The sequence below is a fragment of the Colwellia sp. E150_009 genome (genome assembly GCF_053543955.1).
Genome location: NZ_JBHFOM010000010.1, coordinates 68,605 through 95,267 on the forward strand (window position 1 = coordinate 68,605; position 26,663 = coordinate 95,267).

18 protein-coding genes are annotated in these 26,663 nt (G+C 35.6%); 10 read left to right on the forward strand and 8 right to left on the reverse strand.

The annotated features are described in order from the left end of the window. Positions 1-119: 119 nt before the first annotated feature. Positions 120-1,319 (reverse strand): tyrosine--tRNA ligase, encoded by a 1,200-nt coding sequence (gene tyrS / locus ACE1OF_RS06820; protein WP_448893513.1) that lies wholly within the window; start codon positions 1,317-1,319, stop codon positions 120-122. 213 nt (positions 1,320-1,532) lie between these two features. On the opposite strand from tyrS, the gene ACE1OF_RS06825 reads away from it, so the two are divergent. The 3 genes from ACE1OF_RS06825 to ACE1OF_RS06835 all read left to right on the forward strand — a co-directional run bounded on the left by ACE1OF_RS06825 (position 1,533) and on the right by ACE1OF_RS06835 (position 4,591). Then, entirely contained in the window at positions 1,533-2,999 is a 1,467-nt protein-coding gene (locus ACE1OF_RS06825) for an OapA family protein (protein WP_448893514.1), read from the forward strand. A gap of 19 nt (positions 3,000-3,018) precedes the next feature. Next, positions 3,019-4,212 (forward strand): anhydro-N-acetylmuramic acid kinase, encoded by a 1,194-nt coding sequence (locus tag ACE1OF_RS06830; RefSeq protein WP_448893515.1) that lies wholly within the window; start codon positions 3,019-3,021, stop codon positions 4,210-4,212. A 187-nt stretch (positions 4,213-4,399) separates the two neighbouring features. Next, positions 4,400-4,591 (forward strand): hypothetical protein, encoded by a 192-nt coding sequence (locus tag ACE1OF_RS06835; RefSeq protein WP_448893516.1) that lies wholly within the window; start codon positions 4,400-4,402, stop codon positions 4,589-4,591. A gap of 113 nt (positions 4,592-4,704) precedes the next feature. Here the strand turns inward: ACE1OF_RS06835 and ACE1OF_RS06840 are convergent, their stop codons facing one another. From ACE1OF_RS06840 to ACE1OF_RS06865, 6 genes are all read right to left on the reverse strand, one after another. Next, positions 4,705-6,315 (reverse strand): bacteriohemerythrin, encoded by a 1,611-nt coding sequence (locus ACE1OF_RS06840; protein WP_448893517.1) that lies wholly within the window; start codon positions 6,313-6,315, stop codon positions 4,705-4,707. Between the two features lie 14 nt (positions 6,316-6,329). After that, a complete protein-coding gene (locus ACE1OF_RS06845; protein WP_448893518.1) occupies positions 6,330-8,372 on the reverse strand; it encodes an EAL domain-containing protein in 2,043 nt (680 codons plus the stop codon). Between the two features lie 148 nt (positions 8,373-8,520). Continuing rightward, positions 8,521-10,470: a glycoside hydrolase family 3 N-terminal domain-containing protein gene (locus ACE1OF_RS06850; protein WP_448893519.1), complete on the reverse strand. Its 1,950-nt coding sequence runs from the start codon at positions 10,468-10,470 to the stop codon at positions 8,521-8,523. Further along, entirely contained in the window at positions 10,467-11,123 is a 657-nt protein-coding gene (elbB, locus tag ACE1OF_RS06855) for an isoprenoid biosynthesis glyoxalase ElbB (RefSeq protein WP_448893520.1), read from the reverse strand. The genes ACE1OF_RS06850 and elbB overlap by 4 nt, the downstream gene beginning before the upstream one ends. After that, the gene (locus ACE1OF_RS06860) at positions 11,123-12,337 is read right to left on the reverse strand and encodes a multidrug effflux MFS transporter (RefSeq protein WP_448893522.1); all 1,215 of its coding nucleotides are present in this window, start codon (positions 12,335-12,337) and stop codon (positions 11,123-11,125) included. Before ACE1OF_RS06860 ends, elbB begins: the two co-directional genes overlap by 1 nt. 11 nt (positions 12,338-12,348) lie before the next feature. After that, positions 12,349-13,806, reverse strand: coding sequence for an aminotransferase-like domain-containing protein (locus tag ACE1OF_RS06865; protein WP_448893523.1), 1,458 nt, complete (start codon positions 13,804-13,806; stop codon positions 12,349-12,351). A 161-nt stretch (positions 13,807-13,967) separates the two neighbouring features. Between ACE1OF_RS06865 and ACE1OF_RS06870 the strand changes: the two genes are divergently transcribed. From ACE1OF_RS06870 to ACE1OF_RS06895, 6 genes are all read left to right on the forward strand, one after another. Continuing rightward, a complete protein-coding gene (locus ACE1OF_RS06870; protein WP_448893524.1) occupies positions 13,968-14,882 on the forward strand; it encodes a DMT family transporter in 915 nt (304 codons plus the stop codon). A gap of 208 nt (positions 14,883-15,090) precedes the next feature. Continuing rightward, positions 15,091-15,666, forward strand: a complete 576-nt coding sequence (locus tag ACE1OF_RS06875; RefSeq protein ID WP_448893525.1) for an RNA polymerase sigma factor — start codon at positions 15,091-15,093, stop codon at positions 15,664-15,666. After that, positions 15,663-16,700: a FecR family protein gene (locus ACE1OF_RS06880; protein ID WP_448893526.1), complete on the forward strand. Its 1,038-nt coding sequence runs from the start codon at positions 15,663-15,665 to the stop codon at positions 16,698-16,700. The genes ACE1OF_RS06875 and ACE1OF_RS06880 overlap by 4 nt, the downstream gene beginning before the upstream one ends. A gap of 254 nt (positions 16,701-16,954) precedes the next feature. Then, complete coding sequence (locus ACE1OF_RS06885) at positions 16,955-19,546, forward strand: TonB-dependent receptor plug domain-containing protein (protein ID WP_448893527.1); 2,592 nt, start codon at positions 16,955-16,957, stop codon at positions 19,544-19,546. Positions 19,547-19,811: 265 nt separating this feature from the next. Beyond that, positions 19,812-22,709 (forward strand): TonB-dependent receptor domain-containing protein, encoded by a 2,898-nt coding sequence (locus ACE1OF_RS06890; RefSeq protein ID WP_448893528.1) that lies wholly within the window; start codon positions 19,812-19,814, stop codon positions 22,707-22,709. Positions 22,710-22,990: 281 nt separating this feature from the next. Continuing rightward, the gene (locus ACE1OF_RS06895) at positions 22,991-23,959 is read left to right on the forward strand and encodes a class 1 fructose-bisphosphatase (RefSeq protein ID WP_448893529.1); all 969 of its coding nucleotides are present in this window, start codon (positions 22,991-22,993) and stop codon (positions 23,957-23,959) included. Positions 23,960-24,042: 83 nt separating this feature from the next. Here the strand turns inward: ACE1OF_RS06895 and ACE1OF_RS06900 are convergent, their stop codons facing one another. Next, entirely contained in the window at positions 24,043-25,260 is a 1,218-nt protein-coding gene (locus ACE1OF_RS06900) for an EAL and HDOD domain-containing protein (protein ID WP_448893530.1), read from the reverse strand. A 205-nt stretch (positions 25,261-25,465) separates the two neighbouring features. Here ACE1OF_RS06900 and ACE1OF_RS06905 point away from each other — a divergent pair, with 205 nt between their 5' ends. Beyond that, positions 25,466-26,386, forward strand: coding sequence for a manganese-dependent inorganic pyrophosphatase (locus tag ACE1OF_RS06905; RefSeq protein ID WP_448893531.1), 921 nt, complete (start codon positions 25,466-25,468; stop codon positions 26,384-26,386). The last annotated feature ends 277 nt before the right edge of the window (positions 26,387-26,663 follow it).

Consider the following 26,663-nt stretch of genomic DNA (forward strand, 5'->3'; position numbering starts at 1 on the left):
TTCACTAATTCTAGACAGATGTGTAGACAACAACATGATGATGAAATGAGTATAAAATAGGTTACTAAATATTAACGTATGGCATATCTTGTAACCTATTTATATTAGTATTTAAACCATTATTTAACCGTTACTCGCGCAAACTTGCGTTTACCAACTTGATAAACCGCGTTACTACCGCGAGTAATTACCAAGTTTCTATCAGTAATTTTTTCGCCATCAAGTTTAGCCGCACCTTGTTTAATCATACGATAAGCATCTGATGTACTACCGACTAAATCAGCCTCTTTCAGTAAGTTTGCAATGGCAATTTCTCCGCCTTCAGGAACAAGTTCAAGCTCTGGCATTTCATCAGGCATTGCCCCTTTTTGGAAACGATTGATAAACTCTTGGTGTGCAGCTGTTGCTGCAGCTTCATCATGAAAGCGAGCAATTAACTCTTTCGCTAAATCAATTTTTACATCACGCGGATTCTTTCCTTGTTCAATGTCTGTTTTGTACGCTTCAATTTCAGCTAAGGGTTTAAAGCTTAGTAATTCATAATAGCGCCACATCAATACATCTGATATAGACATGATCTTACCAAACATATCAGACGGACTATCAGTTATACCAATATAGTTACCTAACGATTTAGACATTTTTTGTACGCCGTCTAAACCTTCAAGTAAAGGCATCATTAACACAGTTTGTGGGCGTTGACCCTCTGATTTTTGTAATTCACGCCCCATTAATAAGTTAAACTTTTGATCTGTACCACCCAGTTCAACATCTGATTCAAGCGCGACGGAATCCCAACCTTGTACTAACGGGTACATAAATTCGTGTATGGCAATAGCTTGACCACTGGCATAACGTTTTTTAAAGTCATCACGTTCCATCATACGAGCAACCGTTTGACGTGAAGCAAGTTTTAACATACCAGCAGCACCTAGCTTTTCCATCCAAGTGGAGTTAAAGGCTACGATAGTTTTAGCTGGATCTAAAATTTTAAATACTTGCTCCTTATAAGTTTCTGCGTTGGCGAGTACTTCTTCTTTGGTGAGTGGTTTACGTGTCACATTTTTACCACTTGGATCGCCAATCATGCCAGTAAAATCACCAATCAAGAAAATAATTTCATGACCTTGTAATTGAAATTGACGTAACTTATTAATTAATACAGTATGACCAAGATGTAAATCTGGCGCTGTAGGATCAAAACCAGCCTTAATTTTTAAAGGTTTACCCGTTTTTAATTTGTCTAATAATTCTTCTTCTAGTAATATTTCTTCCGCACCACGTTTTAATTCAGCAAACGCTTGACTAACATCGGTCATTTTTAGTTCCATAGTGATATTTATTTCAATAACTGAATTCTACTCATTTTAGCGGTTACATAAAAGTATAAATGCTATTGTGTACTTTATTTTACAAAGTTTTTATACAAACATTGATAAAAACTTTGCTATAGTGGCTCACAAATAACAACAGTAGTTATTGTATTTTCGTACTTATTACCCCTTTTCAATATTAATTAAACAAATATCTCCGTGAATAATAAACAAATAATACAGCGTCAATTAAAAAACGTGCACCGCATCATTCAAAGCCTATATAAAGCTTTCCAAACACTTCCCAAACGACATAGAGCTTTTATTATTGGTATCAGCGCACTGGCGTTAATATTAGTTTTATTGCCCACAGGGCAAGAACTAACTGTTAAAAATACAAACACTCAAGGTTTCGAAGTTGGCAAGCGTTATCAAGTTGCAATGCCCGGAGAGACAACCGATACCCCTTCAACTATTCCCATTGAAATTGACATACCCTCACCAAGCGACAGCCAAAACGCAGATGATACTGAGATTACGACCACAGTAAACTCAGCACAGCAAAGTAACATTTCATGGCAAAGTGTCACGGTGCGCAATGGTGACTCACTCGCACGAATATTTAAACGTTTAGGTTTTAGTGCTCAAGAAACTTATGCCATCAGTAGTGCTGAAGGTAAAGACAGTAAACTACTCCTTAAAATGAATGTCGGCGATACACTGCGGATTGCCACAAACGACGAAAAAAGAATAACAGCACTAGAATACCCATTATCAAAAGTAGATACGCTCTACATCAATTTAGTGGGTGACACATATCAGTCATACAAAGAAAGTAAAAATGTTGAAATTCGTGAAAAATTTGCCCACGGTACAATCAGCACTAACTTTTGGAATGCTGGCTCTGAATCTGGATTAACCGACAGACAAATTATAGAACTCGCCAATATTTTTGGCTGGGATATTGATTTTGCCTTGGATATACGTGCTGGTGATAGTTTCCATATTATTTTCGAAGAAAAGTTTGTTGATGGTGACTACATTGGTAGCGGTAACATTTTAGCGGCAGAGTTTATTAATCAAGATGATTCTTTCCAAGCGATACGTTTTACTGACAGTGAATACTATACACCTGATGGTAAAAGTATGCGTAAAGCTTTTTTACGCGCCCCTGTTAATTTTAAATACATCAGTTCTAGTTTTAAGCGTAAGCGTTTTCACCCAGTACAAAAGCGCTGGAAGGCTCATAGAGGTGTTGATTATGCGGCTAAAACAGGCACACCCGTTGTTGCTGCTGGTAATGGTAAGGTAACTCACTCAACCTATAATAAATACAATGGCAATTATGTATTTATTCAACACGGAAATGGTATAGTCACTAAGTATTTGCACTTTTCAAAGCGTGCAGTTAAAAAGGGTCAACGCGTCAAACAAGGTCAACTCATTGGTAATGTTGGCTCAACAGGTCTAGCCGCTGGTCCACACCTACATTATGAGTTTTTGCTTAATGGTGTGCACCGCAATCCTAGAACGGTAAAATTACCTGACGCTAAACCCATAAATAAAAAATATAAGGCCGAATTTACCGCACTTGCAGCAGAGCGTTTGCAAGCAATAAATAATGCAAAACATACTATACTGTCTATGTCTACTGATGGAAAAAACGTACCGCACAACAGTGATTAAATAAAATCAGGTAATTAAAATGAATCATGAGCTAAAATATTATATAGGATTAATGTCAGGTACCAGTGCCGATGGTATCGATTTAGCTTTAGTGTCTTTTAATAGTCAACATAAGCTAAAACACCACGCCAGCTATTATCACCCTTATAGTAACGAAATAGCAGAGCAAATTAAGTCTCTGTATACGCCTGATAACAATGAAATTGATCGAGCTTTTACCCTAGATGTTGCATTGGCTAAACTTTTCGCCCAAGCAATTAATAATTTTTTAGCACAACAAAAATTAACACATTCTGATATTATAGCTATAGGTAATCACGGGCAAACCATTCGACATAGACCGCTACAAACTGATGCCTTTACTTTACAAATTAGTTGCTGTCAAACGTTAGCAACCTTAACGAATATCCGCGTAATTGGCCAATTTCGACGTAAAGATATGGCATTAGGTGGACAAGGTGCTCCATTAGTTCCTGCATTTCATCAAACTATTTTTCGTGAAACTAAGCATAGTGAAAACCTGCAAACGTGTACCTCTGATAAATACTCTTCTGATGCTTTTGTAGTAAACATAGGGGGAATTGCTAACCTGACTTTTTTACCAGCAAGCAACACATCAAAAGTACTTGGCTATGATACTGGTCCTGGCAATGCATTAATGGATGATTGGTTTCAATTACACAACCCTGACAGTGAATTTAAATATGATAAAAATGGCGAATGGGCTGCTACAGGTGTAATTAACAAAGAATTACTACATGAATTATTATCAGACAATTATTTCAAACTTCCCCCCCCTAAAAGCACAGGAAGAGAGTATTTCCATTTAGCTTGGCTACAACAATACTTAACCAAGCATGCACAAATAAGCAATAAAGACGTACAAGCAACGCTGACTGCATTTACTGCAGTGACGATAGTTAATGCCATTAAACAACATCAATTGAGTAGTAAAAACACCGCTAAAGTATACCTATGTGGTGGTGGTACTCATAACAAAGATTTAAAAAACCAACTAAATCAACAGTTAAAAAAGCAAACGTCTAAGTACGAACTTTTTCTTACTAATCATAAAGATATAGATGCAGATCAGTTAGAAGCAATTGCCTTTGCTTGGCTAGCATTCGCTTATGACAAAAAGTTCTTAAGCAATATGCCTGCAGTAACAGGGGCTAGCAGAGGTTGCACCCTTGGCACTGAGTTTTTACCCTAATAGTTACTAGCAAATATCAATTTTATCTCTATACTAAATCATTCTATGAATAAAAAAACAGCAATGCTGAATTAATTTTCATACAATAGTTCTACCTCTTTGATGTTAAATTTAAAGACATTGAACTATTTGTTTATTATTTAATCTAAGTATTTGCATCATTGGTAATAAATGATAAGGAGAAACTATGGAATTCAAAGATATTCACATCGGTATGAAATGCGGAAGTAGAAAAGGCAGTGGTACTGTTACTTGGATTGACGGTTCAACACGCAAAATTTATATGGCAGATACTTGTAACAACAATAATTTTGAGGTTGAATTTGAAGATATCATAGAAGACCCACAAGTGCATAATAAACAAGATACTTATTATTAAACCGTTCATAACCACTTATTTATCAAACGCAGCCCAAAACCCATAACTATTTATGGGTTTTTTATTCTCGCATATTGCCCAACATTACCATCATTATTTTATTGGATAAAGCTTTATTGGCTAAAGCTTTCTTCTTCTATTGAAAGCGCATAAGCTTTATATTCCATATCAGATTTCACAATATGATTTGCCATCCAATTATAAAGAAACATACCGATTTTATGCTGTATATCAACATCATAATGATCAAGCCTTTTTCTCAGTGCATTAAAATTATGTCTTAATTCTTCATGTTCTTTAATATGTTCATCAGTTAGCGGATAGTTAATTTGTCTTAACAAGTTTTCTTCTGACTCAAAATGTAAATCAATATAAGATGATAAGCTTTCAAACAAAATAATGGCAGACTGTTTATTGTCTTGTCGAAAAAACTCATTGATGCTCTCAAACAGTTCTTTATGTTGATTATCCATATCGACATTTCCAACAGAGTATTCTGGCTCCCAATGAATTTCAGTTTGTATAGAGCTTTCATCAAAAGTAACTATTTCATCTGGATTTTTCACCGCATGATTTACATTAGCCAAAATAGCACTTTTCTTCAAAGGTTTAATTAAATAGTTACTCAACCCCTGTTGACTCCATTCTCTAAGGACGTATTTATCACGAAGATGGGCATAAGCAATGACCGGTACTTTATTCCCCTCTCTGCGGATAATCTTGGTAACCTCAAGACCATTAATTTTAGGTAAATCGTATGCAAGTAATATAACATCGGGCTTAAATTGTGTTATTTGTGACAATGCTGACTTCCCATCATTCACTAGCAAATACTTAAAAACAGTTTCAGAAAATATCTCTTCAATGACACGTGTAAATAAATTTGAGGGCTCTGCAATTAACACTTTATAGCGAGAGGATTTAAACTGTGTATCATCTTCTACGTCAGAAGTTAATAACTTAGTATTAACCCCAATCGCAGTTTTTTTATTCTGCGTATTTTGTTTTTCAACCGTTTCTTTTATTGAGTCATGATTTAGCTTTAATTGATTTAATTGCGCTAAAATATTTTGAATATCTGCTGAAACATTATCATTCATTTCGTCAATAGAAAGACCAATTAAGTTTTGTAAAACCTCTTTAGCCTCCATATCAGCTATATTTTCAAAAGAATGATTTGTAACCGAAAGTAGGCTTTCTCCACATTGATTTACTTTATGTATAAAAGATTTTTTAAGTGCAACACCATGCTCAATGCATGAGGCAAGTTGATCTTCGCCTTCGGATATTAACAAATCTAAACTATTATTTTTGTGACTTTCTATTATATGTAATTCTTGTAACAGAACAAGCTTTAGTCGATAAGGCTCATTTAAGGGATTGATAATAACGTAATTATCAAACAACCCATTTTCACAAGCTAAATAGGCATTAAGTGTTTCCCTATTATTAATCAGCAATACGGCACTATGCGGGGCAATATTTTGCTCATATTCTTCCAAATAATCGATATAATACTGTATTGTGTTTTTTACATCGTTTGAAGATAATAGCAAAACATTAGGTTCCATCTTTGCCATATCATGCATTATTTTAGGGTTATGTTTATATGCTTTAAAGTCTAGCCCTAGCTCCATAATTTGTTTTATGGTGGGTTCAACAACTTCTCGGTCTTGGTAAACCATAACTACATCGGTATGGTTAAATACCTTATCTGGGCTCACGGACAATCCTCCTTTTATTGCTGCAGGTTTACATTTCTGTTTCTTTGTTTAAAGCCAATAATCCATTGCTCAAAGTTCTTTGCATTAAGCGGTTTACTATATAAGTAACCTTGTTGGTTATAACAACCTAACTTGCATAGCTTATCAGCTTGTTCTTGTGTTTCAATCCCTTCAGCAATTAACTCAATATCAAATGTTTTAGATAACAGTATTATTGCTTTAACAATAGCAGCATCATGCTTGTTATGCTCAATATTATCAACAAAACATTTATCAATTTTTACATTATCAATTGGCAACCTTTTCAAACGTTGTAAAGAAGAATATCCCGTACCAAAATCATCAATAGCCACTTTAACACCTAATTGTCTTAATGCGCGTAAAACAGGAATATGATGATTATTATTTTCAGAAAAAATAGATTCGGTTACTTCAAGTTCAATAGCATTGCCAGGAATATTTTCTTCTATTAATGTACGTTCTACCTGAGAGAAAAGGTCATTTCGATCAAACTGCTTTAACGAGATATTTATCGCCATAGTGCCAATAAATACCTCACTATCTCGCCATATTTTTAATTGCTTACATGCACTTTTTAAAACAAAGTAACCCAATTCTTTAATTGTGCCATTGGCTTCTGCAATAGGAATAAACAAGTTAGGTGGAATAATTCCTTGTTCAGGATGTCTCCAACGAATTAAACACTCAATACCATACACCTCATGAGTTTTACCATTAACCTGAGGCTGATACCATACTTCAAATTGTTGCTTCTCAATGGCTTCATTAATTTCACCATCAAGCTCTAATCGCCGCTTTATTAACTCTTTTTCTTTGGTATCAAAAAACAAGTAGTGATTCCCTCCAGACTCTTTTACTTTCAACATGGCTACATCAGCAAAAGTAACGAGTTCTTTAATATCAGTTGAATCTGTAGGAAATTGACTGACGCCAATACTGGCCGTTATTTTAAATGCACCAAATTTTGTTTTAAAAGGAGTTGCAAAGAATGACAGTATTTGTTTAGAAATCTTATCTAAATTTTTTGTTATTTTTTTTCCTTCAATAACAATAATAAATTCATCAACACCACTTCTTGCTACAATATCATTATCTCGTAACCTATCATTTAACCTATGTGCAACACTCTTTAATAATTCATCTCCCACTTCATGCCCTAATGAATCATTAATGAATTTAAATCGATCTAAATCACAAAAAAATACACAAAAATAGGTTGGCTTTTCATTATGGTGCTCAGTTAAGTATTCAAGCTTTTCAAATAATAAATGTCTATTGGGTAAACTAGTCAAAACATCATGATAAGTATGATAATGTAGTTCTTCTTCTGATTTTTTTCGATTAGTTATATCAGAAAACTGACATATATAATTTGAGATATTCCCTACGTTATCTTTAATACTACTAATATTTGACCACTGAGGATAAATTTGACCATTTTTTCGTTTATTCCAAATCTCACCTTGCCAACAACCTTGAGTGACTAGTTTTTTCCAAAACTGTTGATAAAAAGTCTTATTTTGTTTACCCGAATTAAGTATGGCTGGAGTTTTGCCTGCCACTTCGGCTTGTGTATAGCCGGTTATATTGGAGAAACTTTTATTGACCGTTTGTATATATCCTTGATTATCCGTTACAATAATAGCTTCATTAGTGTGGTCAAAAATTTGTTCAATAATTGAAAGGTTATATTGAGTTATATTTTCATAACTTACTTTTTTAATAAACAATAATGTTTGTTTTTTAGTTTCTACATATTGAGAAAAAAAGCAAACTTCAACAGGAAGCTGTTTCACCCTTTTATTTTTTATAACTGAATGAAAATAGCCAAATGCAGTATCATCTTTATTTTCAGCAATTTTCTCAGCTAAATCAACATCAACTTTATCTATTGAAGTGCCTAGTATCTCATCCTTATTACAACCAGTCATCATGAGATATGGTTCATTAACATCAATTAATGTTAAGTTATGATCTAGTATTAAAACGCCGGTGGTGATTCCTCCGTGAATTAACGTCTTATTTACAGTATTCATAAGCCATTTTCCTTAATTTATTTTAACCAACATCAAAAGAAATGCGAAATACTCTTAACTAACTTTATATAAATTTAGTGTAGTAAATAATCAGAATAATGTACATTTTGTAAAATGTTAACTCAGTAAAACCATACACTTACTATGGTTATTTTCTATGTAAATTGACGGGTAGCTGTCCTTGTGGGTTTTGCTGACCAAATACAATAGCAATACTTGTTTGATAACCTGGACTATAGGATATTTTAGCCTCTTTCTTATATATTCGATCATCAAAAGTAACCAGTATTGCATCAGTCATATCATTATAAGGCGTTAGTAAATAGGGTGATCCTTTAGCCACTAAAACACTGGGTATTTTTCTTTGCTTCGCTTGTTGAAGTTGAAGGCTAAGTAGTTGTTGATAACTTACTTTATCTTGTTCAGTTGATAAATAGACTTGTGTTAAAATATCTTCTGCGCCGCCAATATCAACCACACTCGCTATTTTAGTGTCTACGGTTGCAATAAGTAAGTCTGCTTTTGCTAATTTTTCTCCCTGCTGAATTTGTATTTGCGCATCGGCTTCAGCCACTACTGTTGCACTAATTTTCGGTGCTAATAAACCCAATCTTTGCCAATGAAATAAAATGGCATTTTTCAAAGCACCAAACTCTTGCCAGTTCAAAACAAATAAGTGTATGCGGGTAATATTTACAGCTTCAAGGGGAAATTCATTTAACTTATTAGTTAATAGTACAACCGAGCTATCAGCTAAGGCCTGTTCAAGTTTCAAATATTGTGACTGTGCTATTTCTTTCTCGGCAACCACTATTTGTTCTGCTACAGAACGTGTGGGCAAACGTATATACTTTGCTTTAAATTGATTAATTCTCACGTTAGATTGCGTAATTTCTTCTATTGAAAATCCATGTTTACCAACACTTTGTGATAATTTTTCCGCAACAGCTTTAATTAATAAATAAAACTTTTCAATATCGTCATTTGTTCTTATTTTAAAAGGCATAACAGCTATATCTGCACCTGCAATAAATGTTTCAGCAACCGCCGTTACTTCATCAAAATAATGGGCAATACCCGCCATATCGAGTGCATCCGTAACAATCAAACCATCAAACCCCATTTTATGTCTTAATAAATCCGTTAAAATCTTTCGCGACATAGTTGCTGGTCGAAGGATCTTTTCACCTTTATTATTTTCAATTGTCGAATCATCTAAAGCAGGATATTGAATATGTGCCGTCATGATCATTGCTGGCGAACTTTCTTTGATAGCCCTTTGAAATGGTACTAAATCATTTTTCTCTATTGTGGCTAAATCATGTGCAACTAACGGTAAACCAAGATGACTATCAATATGAGTATCGCCATGCCCTGGAAAGTGCTTTAACGTTGCCATAACGCCTTGTTGTTGAAAACCATTAACAGCCGCAACGCCTAGGTCGGCAACACGCTGTGGATCTTCACCATAAGAACGCGTATTAATCACAGGGTTATCTGCATTGGTATTTACATCAACCACCGGAGCATAATTATTATTAATGCCTAGCAAGATTAATTCTTTTGCGATAACGGTGCTTGTATCTACTGCAAACTGTATTCCTTTTGTATGGTAAGTAGCACCTATGGCCATATTGCCTGAAAATGATGTGGCTTGAGGTAAACGTACTACCCTGCCACCTTCTTGATCAATAGAAATAATTAACGCTTGCCCTGATTCAGACGCTAAAGCAGATTTTTGTAGGTCATGAGTTAATTGAATAATTTGTTTAGTTGATGCCAAGTTTTCAGCAAAAAGTACAACACTACCAATGCCAGTATTAGTAATCATGTTAGCTAATTCTACTGGTAGTTTAGTGACGGGTTGTAAACATTTTTCAGTTTTGTTAGTTAATTTTTCTGAACAAAAATAACGAATATCGAGTGCCATTTTTGCTGCAACGTTTCTTTCAAATTCAGAAAGGTGAAATGTAAATTCAGAAGTTTTTTTCATAGAACTATTCGACACATCATTGCTAGCATAGGCATTAGGCTGAGTTAAGGTTAAAAAGAAAACAACGACAAAAAAAATGCCGTTGTTCAAAAAATTTAGGATCATTGGGTTAAAGCCAACACACTTTTAACTAATTTATTAATACCTAAGGCTGCTTCATTTAACGAGGTTGCAAGCATATAGGCTGGCGTAGTTACTAATTTGTGGGCATGGTCAATGACAATATCATCCACATTACAATTATGATGTATCAAGCCTTTAGCTTCAATTAATGATGCTGTACCAGCATCTGTACCAATAGTACCTTGCACACCTTTTGCGTAGATAAGTGGCAACATGGCAGGTGCAATACACATATAACCTGCAGGTTTATCTGCTTTAGCAAACCCCTGACAAGCCGTTAGTACTTGATCATTTACATTATAATTATCGCTATCTAAAGCAAAATTACATAAGTTTTTTGCCGCACCAAAACCACCGGGAACAATCAAGGCGTCAAATTCTTCTACTTGAAGTTCGGCTAAATCTTCTATATCACCACGAGCAATACGAGCAGATTCAACTAAAACATTACGATGTTCACCTTCACTAGCCTCACCTGTTAAGTGATTAATTACATGGTGTTGCTCAATATTTGGTGCGAAACAACGATAACTGGCACCATTTTGCTCAATAGCTAGCAAAGTTAATACCGATTCATGAATTTCACTTCCGTCATAAACACCACAACCACTTAATATTACAGCGACTTTTTTCATTATGTTTCCTTAGGGGTCATAGTCCCCTTCCCATTAAGCCAGTTTATCAATTGACATAGTAACACCAACAATACAGAAAAAAACATCAATCCTGCAAATGGCAGTGCACTACCATCGTAAAAATAGGCCATGATAGGGCCTGCTAGTGCCCCAATACCAAAACGTAACGTACCAATAACCGCTGTCGCAGTACCTGATTGTTCTGGAAATTTTGTTAGTACTAAAGCATCAGCATTAACGGCAACCATTGAAATACTCCCCATCAATGGTAATATGGACAATACAGTATAAACTAAGGGCATTGAGGCTAAATTTACCAAAAACAAACTGGCAGACGTAATAACAGACAGAATTAAGCCATACCACAACATTTTCCTTGAACCTTTTCGCACAACTAAACGGGTATTAATGAAATGCGCTGTCATTAACCCAAAAACGTTAATGGCAAAAAGTATACTAAAACTAACTTCTGTGACTTGATAAACCGTTATATAAACAAAAGAAATAGCAGTAATATAAGCAAAAAAAGCCAACGAAACCATCATTGAACTGATAATATCTAGACGAGCTTCATTATTTGAAAACACAATTTTGTAACGCCCCAAAAAGTTTACTTGATTGTTTTTTTTCATTTCACTTCGTGCAACATCAGGTAAATAACGCATAACAAGTAATAAAACGACTGCGCTATATAAAACTAAAACATAGAAAATTAACTGCCAACTGTGTACCACTAATAAAAGGCTACCAATACTCGGTGCTATCATAGGAGCAAGCATCATAATCATTGACACATACGACAAACCTTTTGCTGTATCTTTTTGATAATATTCACGAATGGTACCTGGTACTACAACGGTTGCTGCACTACTAATAAAAGCTTGTATAAAGCGTAGTGACAAAAACTGCTCTATATTAGTCACAAAAGGTAATAGTAAGCTCGTAATTAAAAAGCCACCTACGCCAAATAACACCATTTTTCTACGTGAACTATTATCAGCCATAGGGCCAAATATAATTAATCCCAACGCAAATCCCAATAAATAAATACTGAGTGAATTTTGTATCATTGGCATATCAGTGTTTAAATACTCTGACAAAATAGGCATGGCTGGTAAATACATATCAATCGCTAACGGTGATAATGCCATTATTGAAGCGAGTAAAGGTAATATTAATTTAAGTGATACTTGTTTCGAATTTTCTAACTTCATGGTATTTCATTCTATGGCTGTAATTGTTTATATGTATATTCAAACACTAATTTACCTAATGCTTTCACGGCGTTTTCTACTTGTGTATTCCACTGCACACCAAAACTAACTCGCATAAAATTGGCATACTTTGCTGAAGGTGAAAAGATCATACCGGGGGCAAAGCTAACCCCTAGTTCCAATGCTTCTTGAAAAAATTCACTGGTATTAACGTGCGACTGGCACCTAATCCACAGCACGCTTCCCCCTTCAGGTTTAGAAATACAGACCTCATTAGGAAAGCTTTCAGCAATTAAGGCACGCATACGTTCACAGTTATAAATTAATTTTTTACGGAGCACACTTAAGTGGCGATCATAGTCGCCACTTTGAATGTATTCATTTAATGTCCATTGCTGTAACAACGGTGTAGAGCATGATTGAGCACGCTTTGTACGTTTAGCTTGCTCTTCAAATTTCCCTGGCAACAACCAACCAATTCGATAGCCTGGTGCTGCCGTTTTAGAAAATGATGAACACGTCATAACCAAGCCATTTTTTGAATATAGTTGCGCTGGTTTAGGCTTGCGATCAGTAAAATACAATTCGCTGTATACATCATCTTCTATTAACGGAATCCCTTGTTGCTCAAGCAAACTAACCATTGCTTGTCGTTGGGTATCTGTTTTCATTGAACCCAAAGGGTTATTTATTGCTGAAGAGAATAAACACGCCTTGATTGGATGCTCTTTTATTGCTTTAGTTAAATCATCTAAACAAACACCGTCTTCGGTGCAAGTGTAAATTTCTAACGCTTGCATACCTAAGGTTTCAATAAGCTCTATAATGCCAAAAAAGCAAGGCGACTCTACGGCAATAACATCACCACTTTTAGCGACACACTGTAACGCAATAGACAAGGCTTCTTGTGCACCATTAGTAATCACTATATCATCAGGATTAATAGCCACTCCTTGTTCTTGATAACGAAGCGCTAACTGCATACGTAGTTTACAATCGCCTGTCACGGGCCCGTAACTAACAGCTTTTTCAGCGACTTTAGAAATCACAGAACGCATTAATCTTGCCAATGTTTTATCTGGCGGATTGGCTAGAATAGGGTTTGAAATACCTAAAGCGACAGTATCTGGCATATGAACTGCCTGATAAACCTGTTCAATCATATTACGACATTGCACAGTTGTCGGTGTACAATGAGACCATTTTTTAGGTCTAGGCTGTAGAGTACGCGCTTGCTGTGCCGTTAAATAATACCCTGATTGAGGTCTAGCGCAAATACGGCCTTGTCGTTCTAATTCAATGTATGCTTGCTTTACCGTTGGTACACTAATTTCAAACTGACGACTTAACTTACGTAAACTCGGCAATTTATCACCAGGTAATAAAGCACCTGTTTTTTGTTGGTAGCCAATAAAATCGATAACTTGTTGATATAAAAAAGCAGTTGATGATTTATCCAGTAATTGCATGATATAGACCTTCAGAAAATAAACTGTATAGGTTCCATTTTTAATATTTTGTATATGTTATTAGAACAAATAATCACTATACTGTCATTCTCTATTTGGAAATTACACAACAAAATGACATAGGGCTGTTAAATGTGACTACCAGCAGCAAAGGAAAAACAATGAGTAATAGTTTTCTATATCTAATTACCGTACTTATTTGGGGATCAACTTGGATTGCCATTAATTACCAGCTGGGCGATGTTGCTCCAGAAGCTTCGGTATCTTATCGTTTTCTGCTTGCTGCAATTATTTTATTTGTTTTTGCCAAAGCAAAACGCTTACCCATGCTTTTTTCTTTGAAACAACATATGCTGTTTGCTGCTTTTGGTGTTTGCTTGTTTGGTATGAATTATTTATTGCTTTATAACGCGCAACAACACATTAATTCAGCATTAACCTGCATTGCATTTTCAACCTTAATGCTAATGAACATTATTAACGCAAAGGTTTTTTTTAAAACACATATAACTAAACAAGTTTATTTTGGCGGTACTTTCGGTTTATTTGGTATTGTGACATTATTTTGGCCTCAGCTAACAGATATAGAATTGGGTGCAACAACCTTTTTGGGGTTAGGTTTTTGTTTATTAGGCACTTTTTCTGCTTCAATGGGCAATATGCTCTCTATCAAAAATCAGAAAAAAAATGTTCCTATTGTTCAAGCCAATGCATGGGGGATGCTGTATGGTGCTATTTTCACTGGCTTAGCCGTAGTAGTACAAGGTAAACAGTTCACTTTTTCATTTGAACCTGCTTATTTAACTTCATTAATCTATTTATCACTTTTTGGTTCAGTGATCGCTTTTGGTTGTTACCTTAGTTTAATGACACGTATTGGCTCGCACAAAACTTCGTACGCAAATATCATTTTTCCAGCTATTGCCGTATTAATTTCAACCATTGTTGAAGGGTTTATTTGGAGTGAATACACGGTTATTGGGTTAAGTTTTGTATTATTAGGTAATTTAGTAGTACTCACCAAAACAGAAACATTACAACGGCTATTTAACGTCAAACAAACAATAAAAGTTTAATGATAATGGTATATTTTGATAGACGATAAAATCCAAATACTTGCCTGTGGTATAAAAACAATAACGAATCAATAGCAAACATTGCAGCCAAAGAAGATGTCTGCAATAGAAAATAAAAAACTATTCTACGGTTTTTTTATATAAAATAGTTATGGATTAAACCACAAGCAAGCTCTTTAAGAGAATAGTGTGTTATTGGAAACATTATATGTCTACAAATAAACAATCGAACAATAAAGTGTTAACCGCTTTTCAATCATGCAGAGACGGCCTAGTGCGTTCGATTATGAAGATGAGCGTTAAACAACAAGATGTTGATGATATTTTACAAGAAACGTTTATAAGGGCTTTACGCTCAGATAATAAACAAGAAATTAGTTCACCAAAAGGATACTTGTTTGTTGTTTCAAGAAACTTAGTACTGAAAAAATTAATGCAACAGTCAAAAGAAATACATACTGAATTAGATGAAGCCTTATTAGAAGATGATGTTGAAAATACTGTAGAAAAAGAATTATATCAAAAACTTAAGTTTGAACGTTTTAGTAAAGTGTTAGGGGCATTACCTGAAAAACATCGCCGCGCGATACTTTTACGCAAACTCTATTGTTTAAGTCATAAAGAAATTGCAAAAAAAATGGATGTATCTGTGAGCTCCGTTGAAAAATACATTGCGGCAGGATTAAAACAATGCAAACAATCGCTTTGTGCTCAAGGATATGAAGTTAATGAACATAAACTTCCAATACATCTAAACCAATCAAGTGAAGAGCGTACAAGATGAATGCTAACAACAAAGTAGTTCCACTGCATACAACAAATACGATTGATGACGAAGCATCAATGTGGTTGGTAAAACTAGACAATGGAAATTTATCAGATCAATCAAGAAAAGATTTAAAATCTTGGTTATTGGCAGATAAAAGACATCCTGTCGCATTAAATGCTATGGCTGATATCTGGGATGGTATGGACGAAGTGTTTGCTAATATTGGTGATGAAAAAACATCAAAAAAAGTTTCTTTATGGCCTGTTTTAAAACCAATCTTTGAACCTTTTGCCTTAGCTGCCAGTATAAGTTTTATTGCTCTTTTTATTTGGTTCGCAATGCCTGAAAATATTCAAAGAAATTCATATGCTACGTTAATAGGTCAGCAGATGAGTACAACTTTTGACGATGGTTCAATTATACATTTAAACACCAATAGCCGTATTGAAACTGAATTTACCGATAACAAAAGAATGGTTAAGTTAATTAAAGGGGAGGCTTTATTTGAAGTTGCTCATGATCCTAGTCGACCATTTATTGTCTATGCTGGTGACCGCCTTGTTCAAGCAATTGGTACTGAATTCGTTGTGCATTTAGCATCTAAAAATGTTCAAGTGACTGTAACTGACGGTAAAGTTAAAATGTCAAAAGTTGCTCTAAACACTGAATTAACCAATATCAAAAAACTAAATACTTTAGCCACGCAAAAAGATGATATTTATATTGTAAAAGGTGAAAAAGTTATTGTAGGCAATAATCAAGCCCCCAAATTAACTCACATTAAACCAGATAATATAAAACGAGAACTTTCATGGCTTGATGGAAAGTTAATTTTTGATAACGAAGAATTATTTAATGTAGTCGAAGAGATTAATCGCTATATTGATGTACAAATTGTGTTAAAAGGTCCTTCATTGCACCAGATTCCAATAAGTGGCCGCTTTGATTTAAAAGACAGCGAAGCATTAATTGAAGCAATTGAACTTTCTTTTGGGATGGAATCTCAACGGCTTGGCTCAAATAAAATTTTGCTTACCAAAAAAATCTAACAGCCCAACCTGAACTTATTTAACAATATCAACGTAATAAGTTATAAATCTCCTTTAAGGCTTTATCATGAACTATAAATGTTAAAGCCTCTAACGCCCCACTATTCTCAATGTCAAAATTTTTATTAAAATAAAAATTAAATTTTTTTACGGCTTTACTATTCCTTCCGCTCTTTAGTGTATGTTGCAGAAAAATAAAATAGCAACAGCACAAAATAATTATAAAACTAGATTACCATTAGGAAGGAAATAACATGTCTATAAAATTTCGTACTACTACGTTAGCCCTAGCTGTGGGTGTAGCATTAGGAACAGCCCCCTCATATGCTGCAGAAAGTAATTCAGGCAAAGTTAAAGAAGAAGCGGTTGAACGCATAGCCGTGGTAGGCTCACGTGGCGCACCACGCTCTGTTGATGATTCACCAGTACCTATTGATTTGATTGGCGCGGAAGAATTAGAAAAATCAGGCAATACCGATATGTTGGAGGTACTAAAAGGAACGGTTCCTTCATTCAACGTTCATACTAACCCTATTTCTGATGCCGCAAGCTTAGTGCGACCTGCTAACCTTCGTGGTCTATCATCAGACAGTACTTTAATACTTGTTAACGGAAAGCGTCGTCATCGTGCTTCAGTTATTGCCTTACTCGGTGGCGGCATTAACGATGGTGCTCAAGGTCCTGATATTTCAGTTATCCCTAGCTCTGCATTAAAACAAGTTGAAGTATTACGTGATGGTGCAGCAGCACAATACGGCTCTGATGCGATAGCTGGTGTCATGAACTTTGTATTAAAAGATGATGCTGAGGGTGGATCATTTACTGTAAAACATGGTTCTTATTATGAAGGCGATGGCGATACAACTGAGTTTTCTGGTAATATCGGTATGGCACTGACCCCCGATGGCTTCGCTAATATTAGTTTTCAATACAAGAACTCTGATGCAACAAGTCGCAGCGAACAACGTTCTGATGCTAAAACGCTGATAGCAGGAAGAAATACCGCAGTATCTCCTTTAACACAAGTTTGGGGATCTCCAGAAGTAAATGACGATATTACTATTTTTGGTAATTTCGGTTTAGATTTAGGTAACGATCGTGAAGCTTACATGTTTGGTAACTTTTCAGAACGTGATGTACGTGGCGGCTTCTATTACCGTAATCCGCACACGCGTGGCGGCGTATATAGTAATGGTGACACAGATGATGACGGTGTAAGTAATTTATTAATTGCCGATCTTGATGGTTTAGGTACTGGTGAAAGCTGTTCACCTGTTAATATCACTACTAATAATGTCTTAACACAAGACGATTATATTAATAACGTTGCCAATAATGACAATTGTTTTGCCTTTAATGAAATATTACCTGGTGGTTTCACACCTAACTTTGGTGGCAACATAGTTGATACTGGGCTAACCATGGGTACTCGAGGTCAAATCGATGATACTTTCTCGTATGACGTGAGTGGCTCAGTGGGACGAAATGAATCTAGCTACATTATTTTTGATACCATTAATGGTTCTTTAGGCAAAGATAGTCCTCGTGACTTTGCACCGGGTAAACATATTCAACTTGAGAAATTCTTTAACATTGATTTAGTTAAAGAGCTGGATGTGGGCCTTGAAATGCCGTTAATTATTGCTGGAGGTTACGAGTACCATACTGAATCCTTTGAAGTGATTGCCGGTGAAGAAGCTTCGTTCATTGCAGGGCCTTATACAGATCAAGGCTTTGGTATTGGCTCAAATGGTTTCCCTGGTTTTAAACCGTCAGCGGCAGGTAAATTTTCTCGTCAAAACTATGCATTTTATGTTGATGTTGAAGCACAGTTTACCGAAGATTTCTTAATGGGTTATGCAATCCGTTATGAAGACTATAGCTCATTTGGTGATACCACTAACTTTAAGGTTACGGCACAATATAATGTCACTGATGACTTCTCATTACGTGGCTCGGTCAGTACTGGCTTTCGTGCTCCTACAGTTGGTCAAGCAAACTATGCAAATGTTCAAACCAATTTAGATGGCGGTGTGTTAGTTGATTCAGCATTATTACCACCGACAAATGCGGTAGCCGTTCAGTTAGGAGCTAACGAGCTAACACCTGAAGAATCTAAAAGTATGGCATTTGGTGCCGTTTGGTCAGTAAACGATTTCCATTTCACTCTTGATTACTACAATATTGAAGTAACCGATCGTGTTTCTCAATCTGCTAAGCTTGATTTATCAGCAGAAGACAAAGCCATATTAAAAGCAGATGGCGTTCCTAACGTAGATTCAATTCAACAAGTAAGCTTTTTTACTAATGACTTTGATACAACAACGGAAGGTTTCGATTTTGTCGCTAACTATTCAACAGCTATACTCGCTGGTGATACAACCTTTAGCCTTGCTTATAACTATAATAAAACCACTGTTGACGACTTTACTCCTGACATTACAGGTGCTGGTAAAGTCTCTCGTTTAGAGAATGATTTACCAAATCATCGCGGTACATTCACTTGGGCGCAAAACTGGGATGACTTTAGCATGTTTACGCGTGTAAACTATTATGGCGAATATCAAGGTGTTCACGTAGATTGGATTGGTACGCCTGACGAGCCTGGTACAGAAATTAATGCTGATGCAGAAGTTACTGTGGATGTAGAAGTGACATATCATGCCATGGAAAACCTAAAAATCAGCGTAGGTGCACAAAATATATTTGATGAATACCCAAGTCGACTTGATTTTGCAGAGCAAACAGGTTCTGATAACAATAGCTGGGGTGGTCAGTATTATGAGACTTCACCTTTTGGTTTTAATGGTGGCTTTTATTATTTAAAAGCAACATATGACTTTTAATAATGTTTCACTAAATTAAACCTCTTACCATGTAAATATCCTACTAAAACCCCTGTTTTCTGGGGTTTTTACCTTTTGGGCATAATCATTTCTGACAACTTTTGCCTTTGAATACCTGAGTATTCACTCGCAACTTAAAAATCATTACAAAATAAAAATAAGAGGGTATAATTGAAAATTCAACTTAAATTATGGTCATAAAATATCTGTTGGTTAGCTCTCTGTTACGTACAATTAAACTGTCATAGGTATAGGTATAAATTAAGTGTTTAATCTCCTACTGAACCATAGAAAAGGGAAACGCATTAAATTTTATATTCTCTTTGCCTTTTTATTATTTGCCAACCCTTTGTTGTGCCAAACTACCAAACATTATCGCTTTAATTTACCAGCAATGGACGCGGGAGCTGCTTTTGATAAACTAGCCGAGATATCTGGATATTCACTTTTATATCCGTTTGATGATTCTGTCGTTATTGTTACAAACCCAGTAGTGGGAAATTATTCACTTTCAGATGCTTTAGCAATACTTCTTGTAAATACTCCCTTAAGTGCCATAGCAACCGAAAAACGTGTCATTGTTGTGTCATCTATATTGAAAGATAATAACTCAGAAGACCTCGCTGCCAGTAAAACTTCACCAGCCCCTAAGCCCACCGAATCCATCAAAAATAAAGAAAAAATAGCAAGCAAAGCAATTGAACCTGAACGTATTCAAATAATCGGCTCTCGCCGGATAAACCGATCACCAAGTGATGCATTGGCGCCACTAGATATTATCCATAAACAAGATATAAACGCTCGTGGAAATAACGATATGCTATCCACACTGTCAAATGTTATTCCTTCATATAATGTCAGCCAGGAAGCGATCAGTGATGCAGGCACGCTAATAAGACCAGCAAGCCTTAGAGGCTTACCTACTGATAGCATGTTAATATTAGTGAATGGCAAAAGACGTCATCGTAGCGGTGCTATTTATGAATACGTATCAGGAGTAAATATAGGTGCCCACGGGGTTGATCTGGAACCAATTCCTAGAATTTCACTTAAGAATATCGAAGTTTTACGTGATGGAGCTGCCGCACAATATGGTTCAGATGCAATAGCAGGCGTGATTAATTTTAGATTAGAAAACAGCTCATTAATCGATAGAATAGAAATGCGAACAGGTCAATACTTTGAAGGTGATGGCACTAAGTTTGAGCTATCTGGCATTATGGGAACTGAAATTAGTGATAGTGGCTCAGCGAATTTTTCATTTGAATTCTCAGAAAGTGATGCAACCTCTCGTGGTATTCAAGACCCAGCAGTGCAGAGTTTAATTGATAGTGGGGTTAGTATAGAAGATATACAAAACCCTGTTGTTATTTGGGGAGATCCAAATATAACCAATAATATTAAGCTTTTGGGTAATTTAGAAATGGATCTGGGAAGTAGTAACAGCTATAAGCAACTGTATATGTTTGGCAACTGGGCAAGGCGCGACATAGATAGTAGCTTTTTTTATCGGCACCCAAATACCCGCGCGGGTGTATTTATTAATCCAAATAATGGTACTCGTCTTTTCTTTGACATGACTAATGATAATACAGGTAACTGTCCAACGCCAACTGTACCAGGCAGTTTAGATGATATTGAAACCTTAAAAGACGTTTCCACCAATCCTAACTGTTTTTCTTTTAATGAACAATTTCCTGGGGGATTTACCCCGAGGCTCGGAGGAAGAATAATCGATACTAGTATCGCAACTGGATTGCGAGGTGCATTAACTAATAACAAAGCTGAATTAACTTACGATATTAGTTTGGTAATTGGTAAGAACCATGTTGGTTATGAGTTAAGTAATAGTGTTAATGCATCATTTGGTGAGCTTTCACCTAACGATTTTGATTTAGGCTCTCAGATACAAACCGAGCGTTTATTCAATGCTGATTTCACGTACCCTATCGACGTTGGTTTTGAGTCAGAATTGAATGTTGCCTTTGGTTACCAAAACCACTTTGAGCAATTTGAAATTAAAGCTGGAGATAGCGCCTCTTATGAAGCTGGAGCTTTTATTAGCAACGGCGAAGCTATTGGTGCAAATGGTTTCCCTGGATTCTCTTCCGAGACTGCCGATAAAAATAATCGTACATCTGATGCTGTCTATATAGACATAGAAGGTGACATTACAGAGTTTCTCTCTGTTTCACTTGCCATGAGACATGAAGATATTAGCAATATAGGCAATACTTTTGATGGTAAACTATCTGCACGTTTACAAATAACCGACAATGTTGCCATACGTTCAACACTCAGTAGCGGATTCAGAGCGCCTACCGTTGGTCAATCAACGCTTCAACGTATTTCTACTTCAAATTCTATTGTAAATGGTATCGTTGCTCAGCAAAGCTCACAATTAGTTAGTGCTTTAAGCCCTATCGCTACTGCCCGTTCAGGTGGAGGGCTTGAATCGGAAAAAGCCACCAGCGTGAGTTTTGGAATATTATCAGAAATAGGAATAGTTAATGTTACCTTAGATTATTTTTATATAAACGTTAAAGATCGTCTATCACTATTTACCAGTGAAATCACCGCAAGTGATGCACCTTTATTAGCTGCTTCAGGCATAAACTCAAACGTAGCAAATATACAATATTATGCTAACGATTTTAATTCAATTACTCAAGGTATTGATTTAGTGACTAGTTTACCGTTTGAGTTTGCTGGGGGTAATAATATGCTCTCATTAGCGTTTAACTATACCAACACCGAATTAGAAGTCACTAACCCTAAGAGCCCAATATCAAACAGTAATGTACGTAAAGAACGAGAAGATGGCATTCCAAAAAACCGTGGTGTATTAACATACGGATACACTAAAGAAGCTGTTAGCGCATCGATTCGCCTTAATTATTATGGGAGTTTTTACAATGCACAATTTAACGATGTGTCATTGATTGAAAAAGTTGACCCTATTATTATCACTGATGCTGAAGTTTCTTATCATGTTACAGATAATTTAGTTGTCGCTTTGGGTGCTAAAAACATATTTGATGTCTATCCTGATGAAAATAGTAAAGGCCGTATGCCAGGATTCTTAGGTGCTATCTACCCTATAAATTCCCCAACAGGTTACAACGGAGGGCATTATTACCTTAGCATGGGATGGGATTTTTAGTTGATATTTCTAAAATTACCAATCTATTAAACAATCAGTTCCCTATTTATTTATTAACTACAAATCAATATCTTAATTATATATCTCTTCAAATACAGGTTAATTAATTGTCAATATTCACTGCGAAATCAGTACATTAGAAATGGTTAATTAATAAACGCATAATAAAGTTAAGTTAATACTTTAGAAAGCAAAGTGAAACTTGTTATAATTAAATTGAAATTAACAATTATCATCCCTGTATCTTTTATAAATATAACTTAACGCTATTAGGTAACCCAATGCAACGACTCTCACCAGCTTTACGCCAAGACAATGTTCCTTTAGATCTTATTTCACTAATTAAAACTATTTTAGCCGCAACTAAAGAGATCTCATTCCGTGTCAGCCAAGCTCATTTGAGTGGTTTGATGGGATCAACGTTAGATGAAAACATTCAAGGCGAAATTCAGAAGAAGTTAGATGTAGTTGCCAATGAACTATTCAAAGATATTTTACTTGAATCAGGGTTTGTTAAAGCAATTTCATCTGAAGAAGAAGACAGCTCTGTTGCGGGTAATGCTGTAGGTAAATACATCGTTTCTTTTGATCCTTTAGATGGTAGTTCAAATATTGACATTAACTCACTGATTGGTACCATTTTTTCAATTCACGAAGCCCCTGAACATATGGACGCCAGCAATCCTGATATGTTCAAACAGTCAGGTGATAAACAGGTTTGTGCTGGTTATGTTTTATATGGTCCTGCGACTATGTTAGTGATGACCACAGGCAGTGGTACACACTTTTATGTACTTGATAGAACCCATGGCGGTTTTCTTATGGTAAAACGTGGTGTGCAAGTACCAAAAGATACGCAAGAATTTGCTATTAACATGTCTAACCAACGTTTTTGGCAAGAACCCATGCAAAATTACATTAATGATTTACTTGCTGGCGAAACAGGTTCTCGAGATAAAAACTTTAATATGCGCTGGATTGCTGCCATGGTAGGTGACATTCATCGTGTACTATGTCGTGGTGGTATTTTTACTTACCCAACAGACACTAAAAATCCAGAGCAACCATATAAATTACGGTTAATGTATGAAGCAAACCCTATGGCATTCCTTATTGAACAAGCAGGAGGCCTAGCCATGACGAGTACGGGTCGTATTATGGATATAGAACCCAGCAGCATTCATCAACGTGTAGAAGTCATTATGGGGTCTAAAAACGAAGTAGAAACTTGCCTAAGTTACTATAAATAAAATAAATAACGCACAAAACTAAAACACCTTAGCACACATAATATTAAGGTGTTTTTTATCTATTCTATAACGTACAATAACTGTTAGCATGTAACCGCAAGCATAGCATCTGACCAAACAATAGATTCTTGGTATGCATTCAAGCAGTCTTTTTCATCAATACCTAATGCTACGGATTGCTGCTTAGCTTGTTGCCACAGTCCTTGCTCTAAAGCCAAAGAAAGTGACAAATAACTAGCCAAGTCATTATTTTTTTCAACCAATGCCGTTTTAATTTCTTTATGTATAGGTAAAAGATCCATGACCTCAACAATACTTTGATCTAATACCCCATCTATATTAGATAGCATCCCTGTTAAAAAAGCAGTTGGGGGGTTATGACCAGCCTTTTTAATACTCGCTATTTTTTCACAGAATTTTGCTCTAATTAGTGAAGTTATTATAATTTGATCTGGCTTCTCTTCTGCTAAATCAGCAAGCATGAGTAATGCAATAAACTTTTTCAACTCAAGGTTACCAATATATATCAGCGCATGTTTTAAAGAACATATTTCTTTACTTGGTCCATAACCGGGGCTATTAATAAAACGCAATAGTTTATAGGTAAGTCCTACATCTTGACTAAAGATCTCACTGATAGCAGCAAAATCAAATTCCGTACAATTAATATGCTCCATTAAATCCAAGATATATTTTTTTGAAGAAAGAATATTTTTCTTCTTAAGTATCTCAGGTTTAGCAAAGAAGTAGCCTTGAAACAAAGTAAAACCAAGTGTTTTTAATTGTTGAAATACTTGTTGGCTTTCAACTTTTTCCGCAAGCAACGTAAACTTATAATTTTCTAATCTAAATAAAGAACGACTAATCTCAAGTATAGTAAGAGAAAGTACATCAACCTTAATAATATCTATATAAGGGAAAAAAACATCCCACTTAGGATCAAAGTCATAATCATCCAAAGCAAGCGTATACCCTTTTTGTTTTAATAACGCGCATGCCGTTAAGAGTTTGTCGGTAATGATGACATCTTCTAGAATTTCTACCACGATTTTCTTGGGATCGAAGAAATTAGGAAGAAGATGTACTAAGGCATCGCCATGAAAATTTACATAGGCTGGGAAATTACCCGTCACTTCTTCCACACCTAACGTCAGTTGATTATCAATAATAATTTTTGATGTTGCTTGATCTGGATTAATACAAGGAAAAGAATTAGATTTCCCATCACGAAACAACAATTCATAAGCCACGGTTTCTTGCTTAATGTTCAGTATCGGTTGCCTAGCAATATATGAATACAAATGACTCACCTCTAAACGTTAAAGCACCTACTTTCACTATAGAATAATTGCCAATTAAATCAATTATAATTTGTCTCTTACTATGCTTATATAAAAAATTCTCATTTTTCGTCCAATGTTTTATAGGCAATTTTATACCCAAATAAAAAAGACTTTGTTAGAATATTGCCAATATTTTAAGCAAAATTTTAAGAGAGCTCTTTTTATGCCACATTACGTTGTTGGTCACAAGATACCTGATTCAGATTCTATCTGTTCAGCTATCGCATTATCGTATTTGAAAACTACCCTAGGTGAAGAAACAGTACCTGCTCGTTTAGGGGAACTCAGCCCTGAAACCCTATTTATTCTTGATAAATTTGGCTTTGATCAACCGATACTAAAAACCAGTTATGCTGGTGAAAGCCTTTATATTGTTGATCACTCAGAACGCACGCAAGGACCTGATGACTTAGATGAAGCAACACTATTAGGAATTATTGACCATCACAAGTTGGGGGATATTACCAACTCTACTCCTTTAGAGATTTGGGTTCGCCCAGTAGGCTGTACTAACACCATTATTAAAATGATGTATGACTTTCACAACGTTGAAATTCCAAAAAATATCGCTGGTGCAATGATGTGCGCAATTTTAAGCGACACTGTTATTTTTAAATCACCAACCTGTACTACTGCCGATATAAAATGTGTTGAAGCTTTAGCTGAAATTGCCGGTATTGAAAACCCTACCGATTTAGGCATGGAAATGTTTAAAGTAAAATCAGCTGTTGTTGGAACACCCGTACGCGATTTAGTGCTACGTGACTTTAAAGACTTCAATATGAACGATAACCTTGTCGGTATCGGCCAATTAGAAGTCATTGATTTATCCATATTTGATGACATGAAAGCGGATTTAGAAGCAGATATCGCCAAGCTTAAAGCAGAAGGTAACCGCCACACCGTAATGTTGTTACTAACAGACATCATGAAAGAAGGTTCAGAGCTTCTAATTGTGAGTGATAATGATAACCTAGCGCAAGCTGCTTTTGGTAAAGCTACTACTGACGGAAAAGTTTGGCTTGATGGTGTACTTAGTCGTAAAAAACAAGTGGTTCCACCATTACAAGCTGCCTTTGCTTAACCACCCTTCTCTTATTGAAGTTATAAAAAAACCAGCAGTTGCTGGTTTTTTTATATTTAACATCACTATGTAGTGTTGGGCTTCTGTCCGATAATGGGGCAATAAATTACCCCCTACAATAGATGGAACACTTTTTCCTGAACAGAAATGCATAGCCAAGTTGCTTAATAGCTAACAGAAAGAGTTCTAATATTGCAGATGAAAACTTTAGTAACAAGGCGAAAGCACGAAGTTGACGTTAGTCATTACTCCGTACCTCCTGTACTTCGCCTTTCAG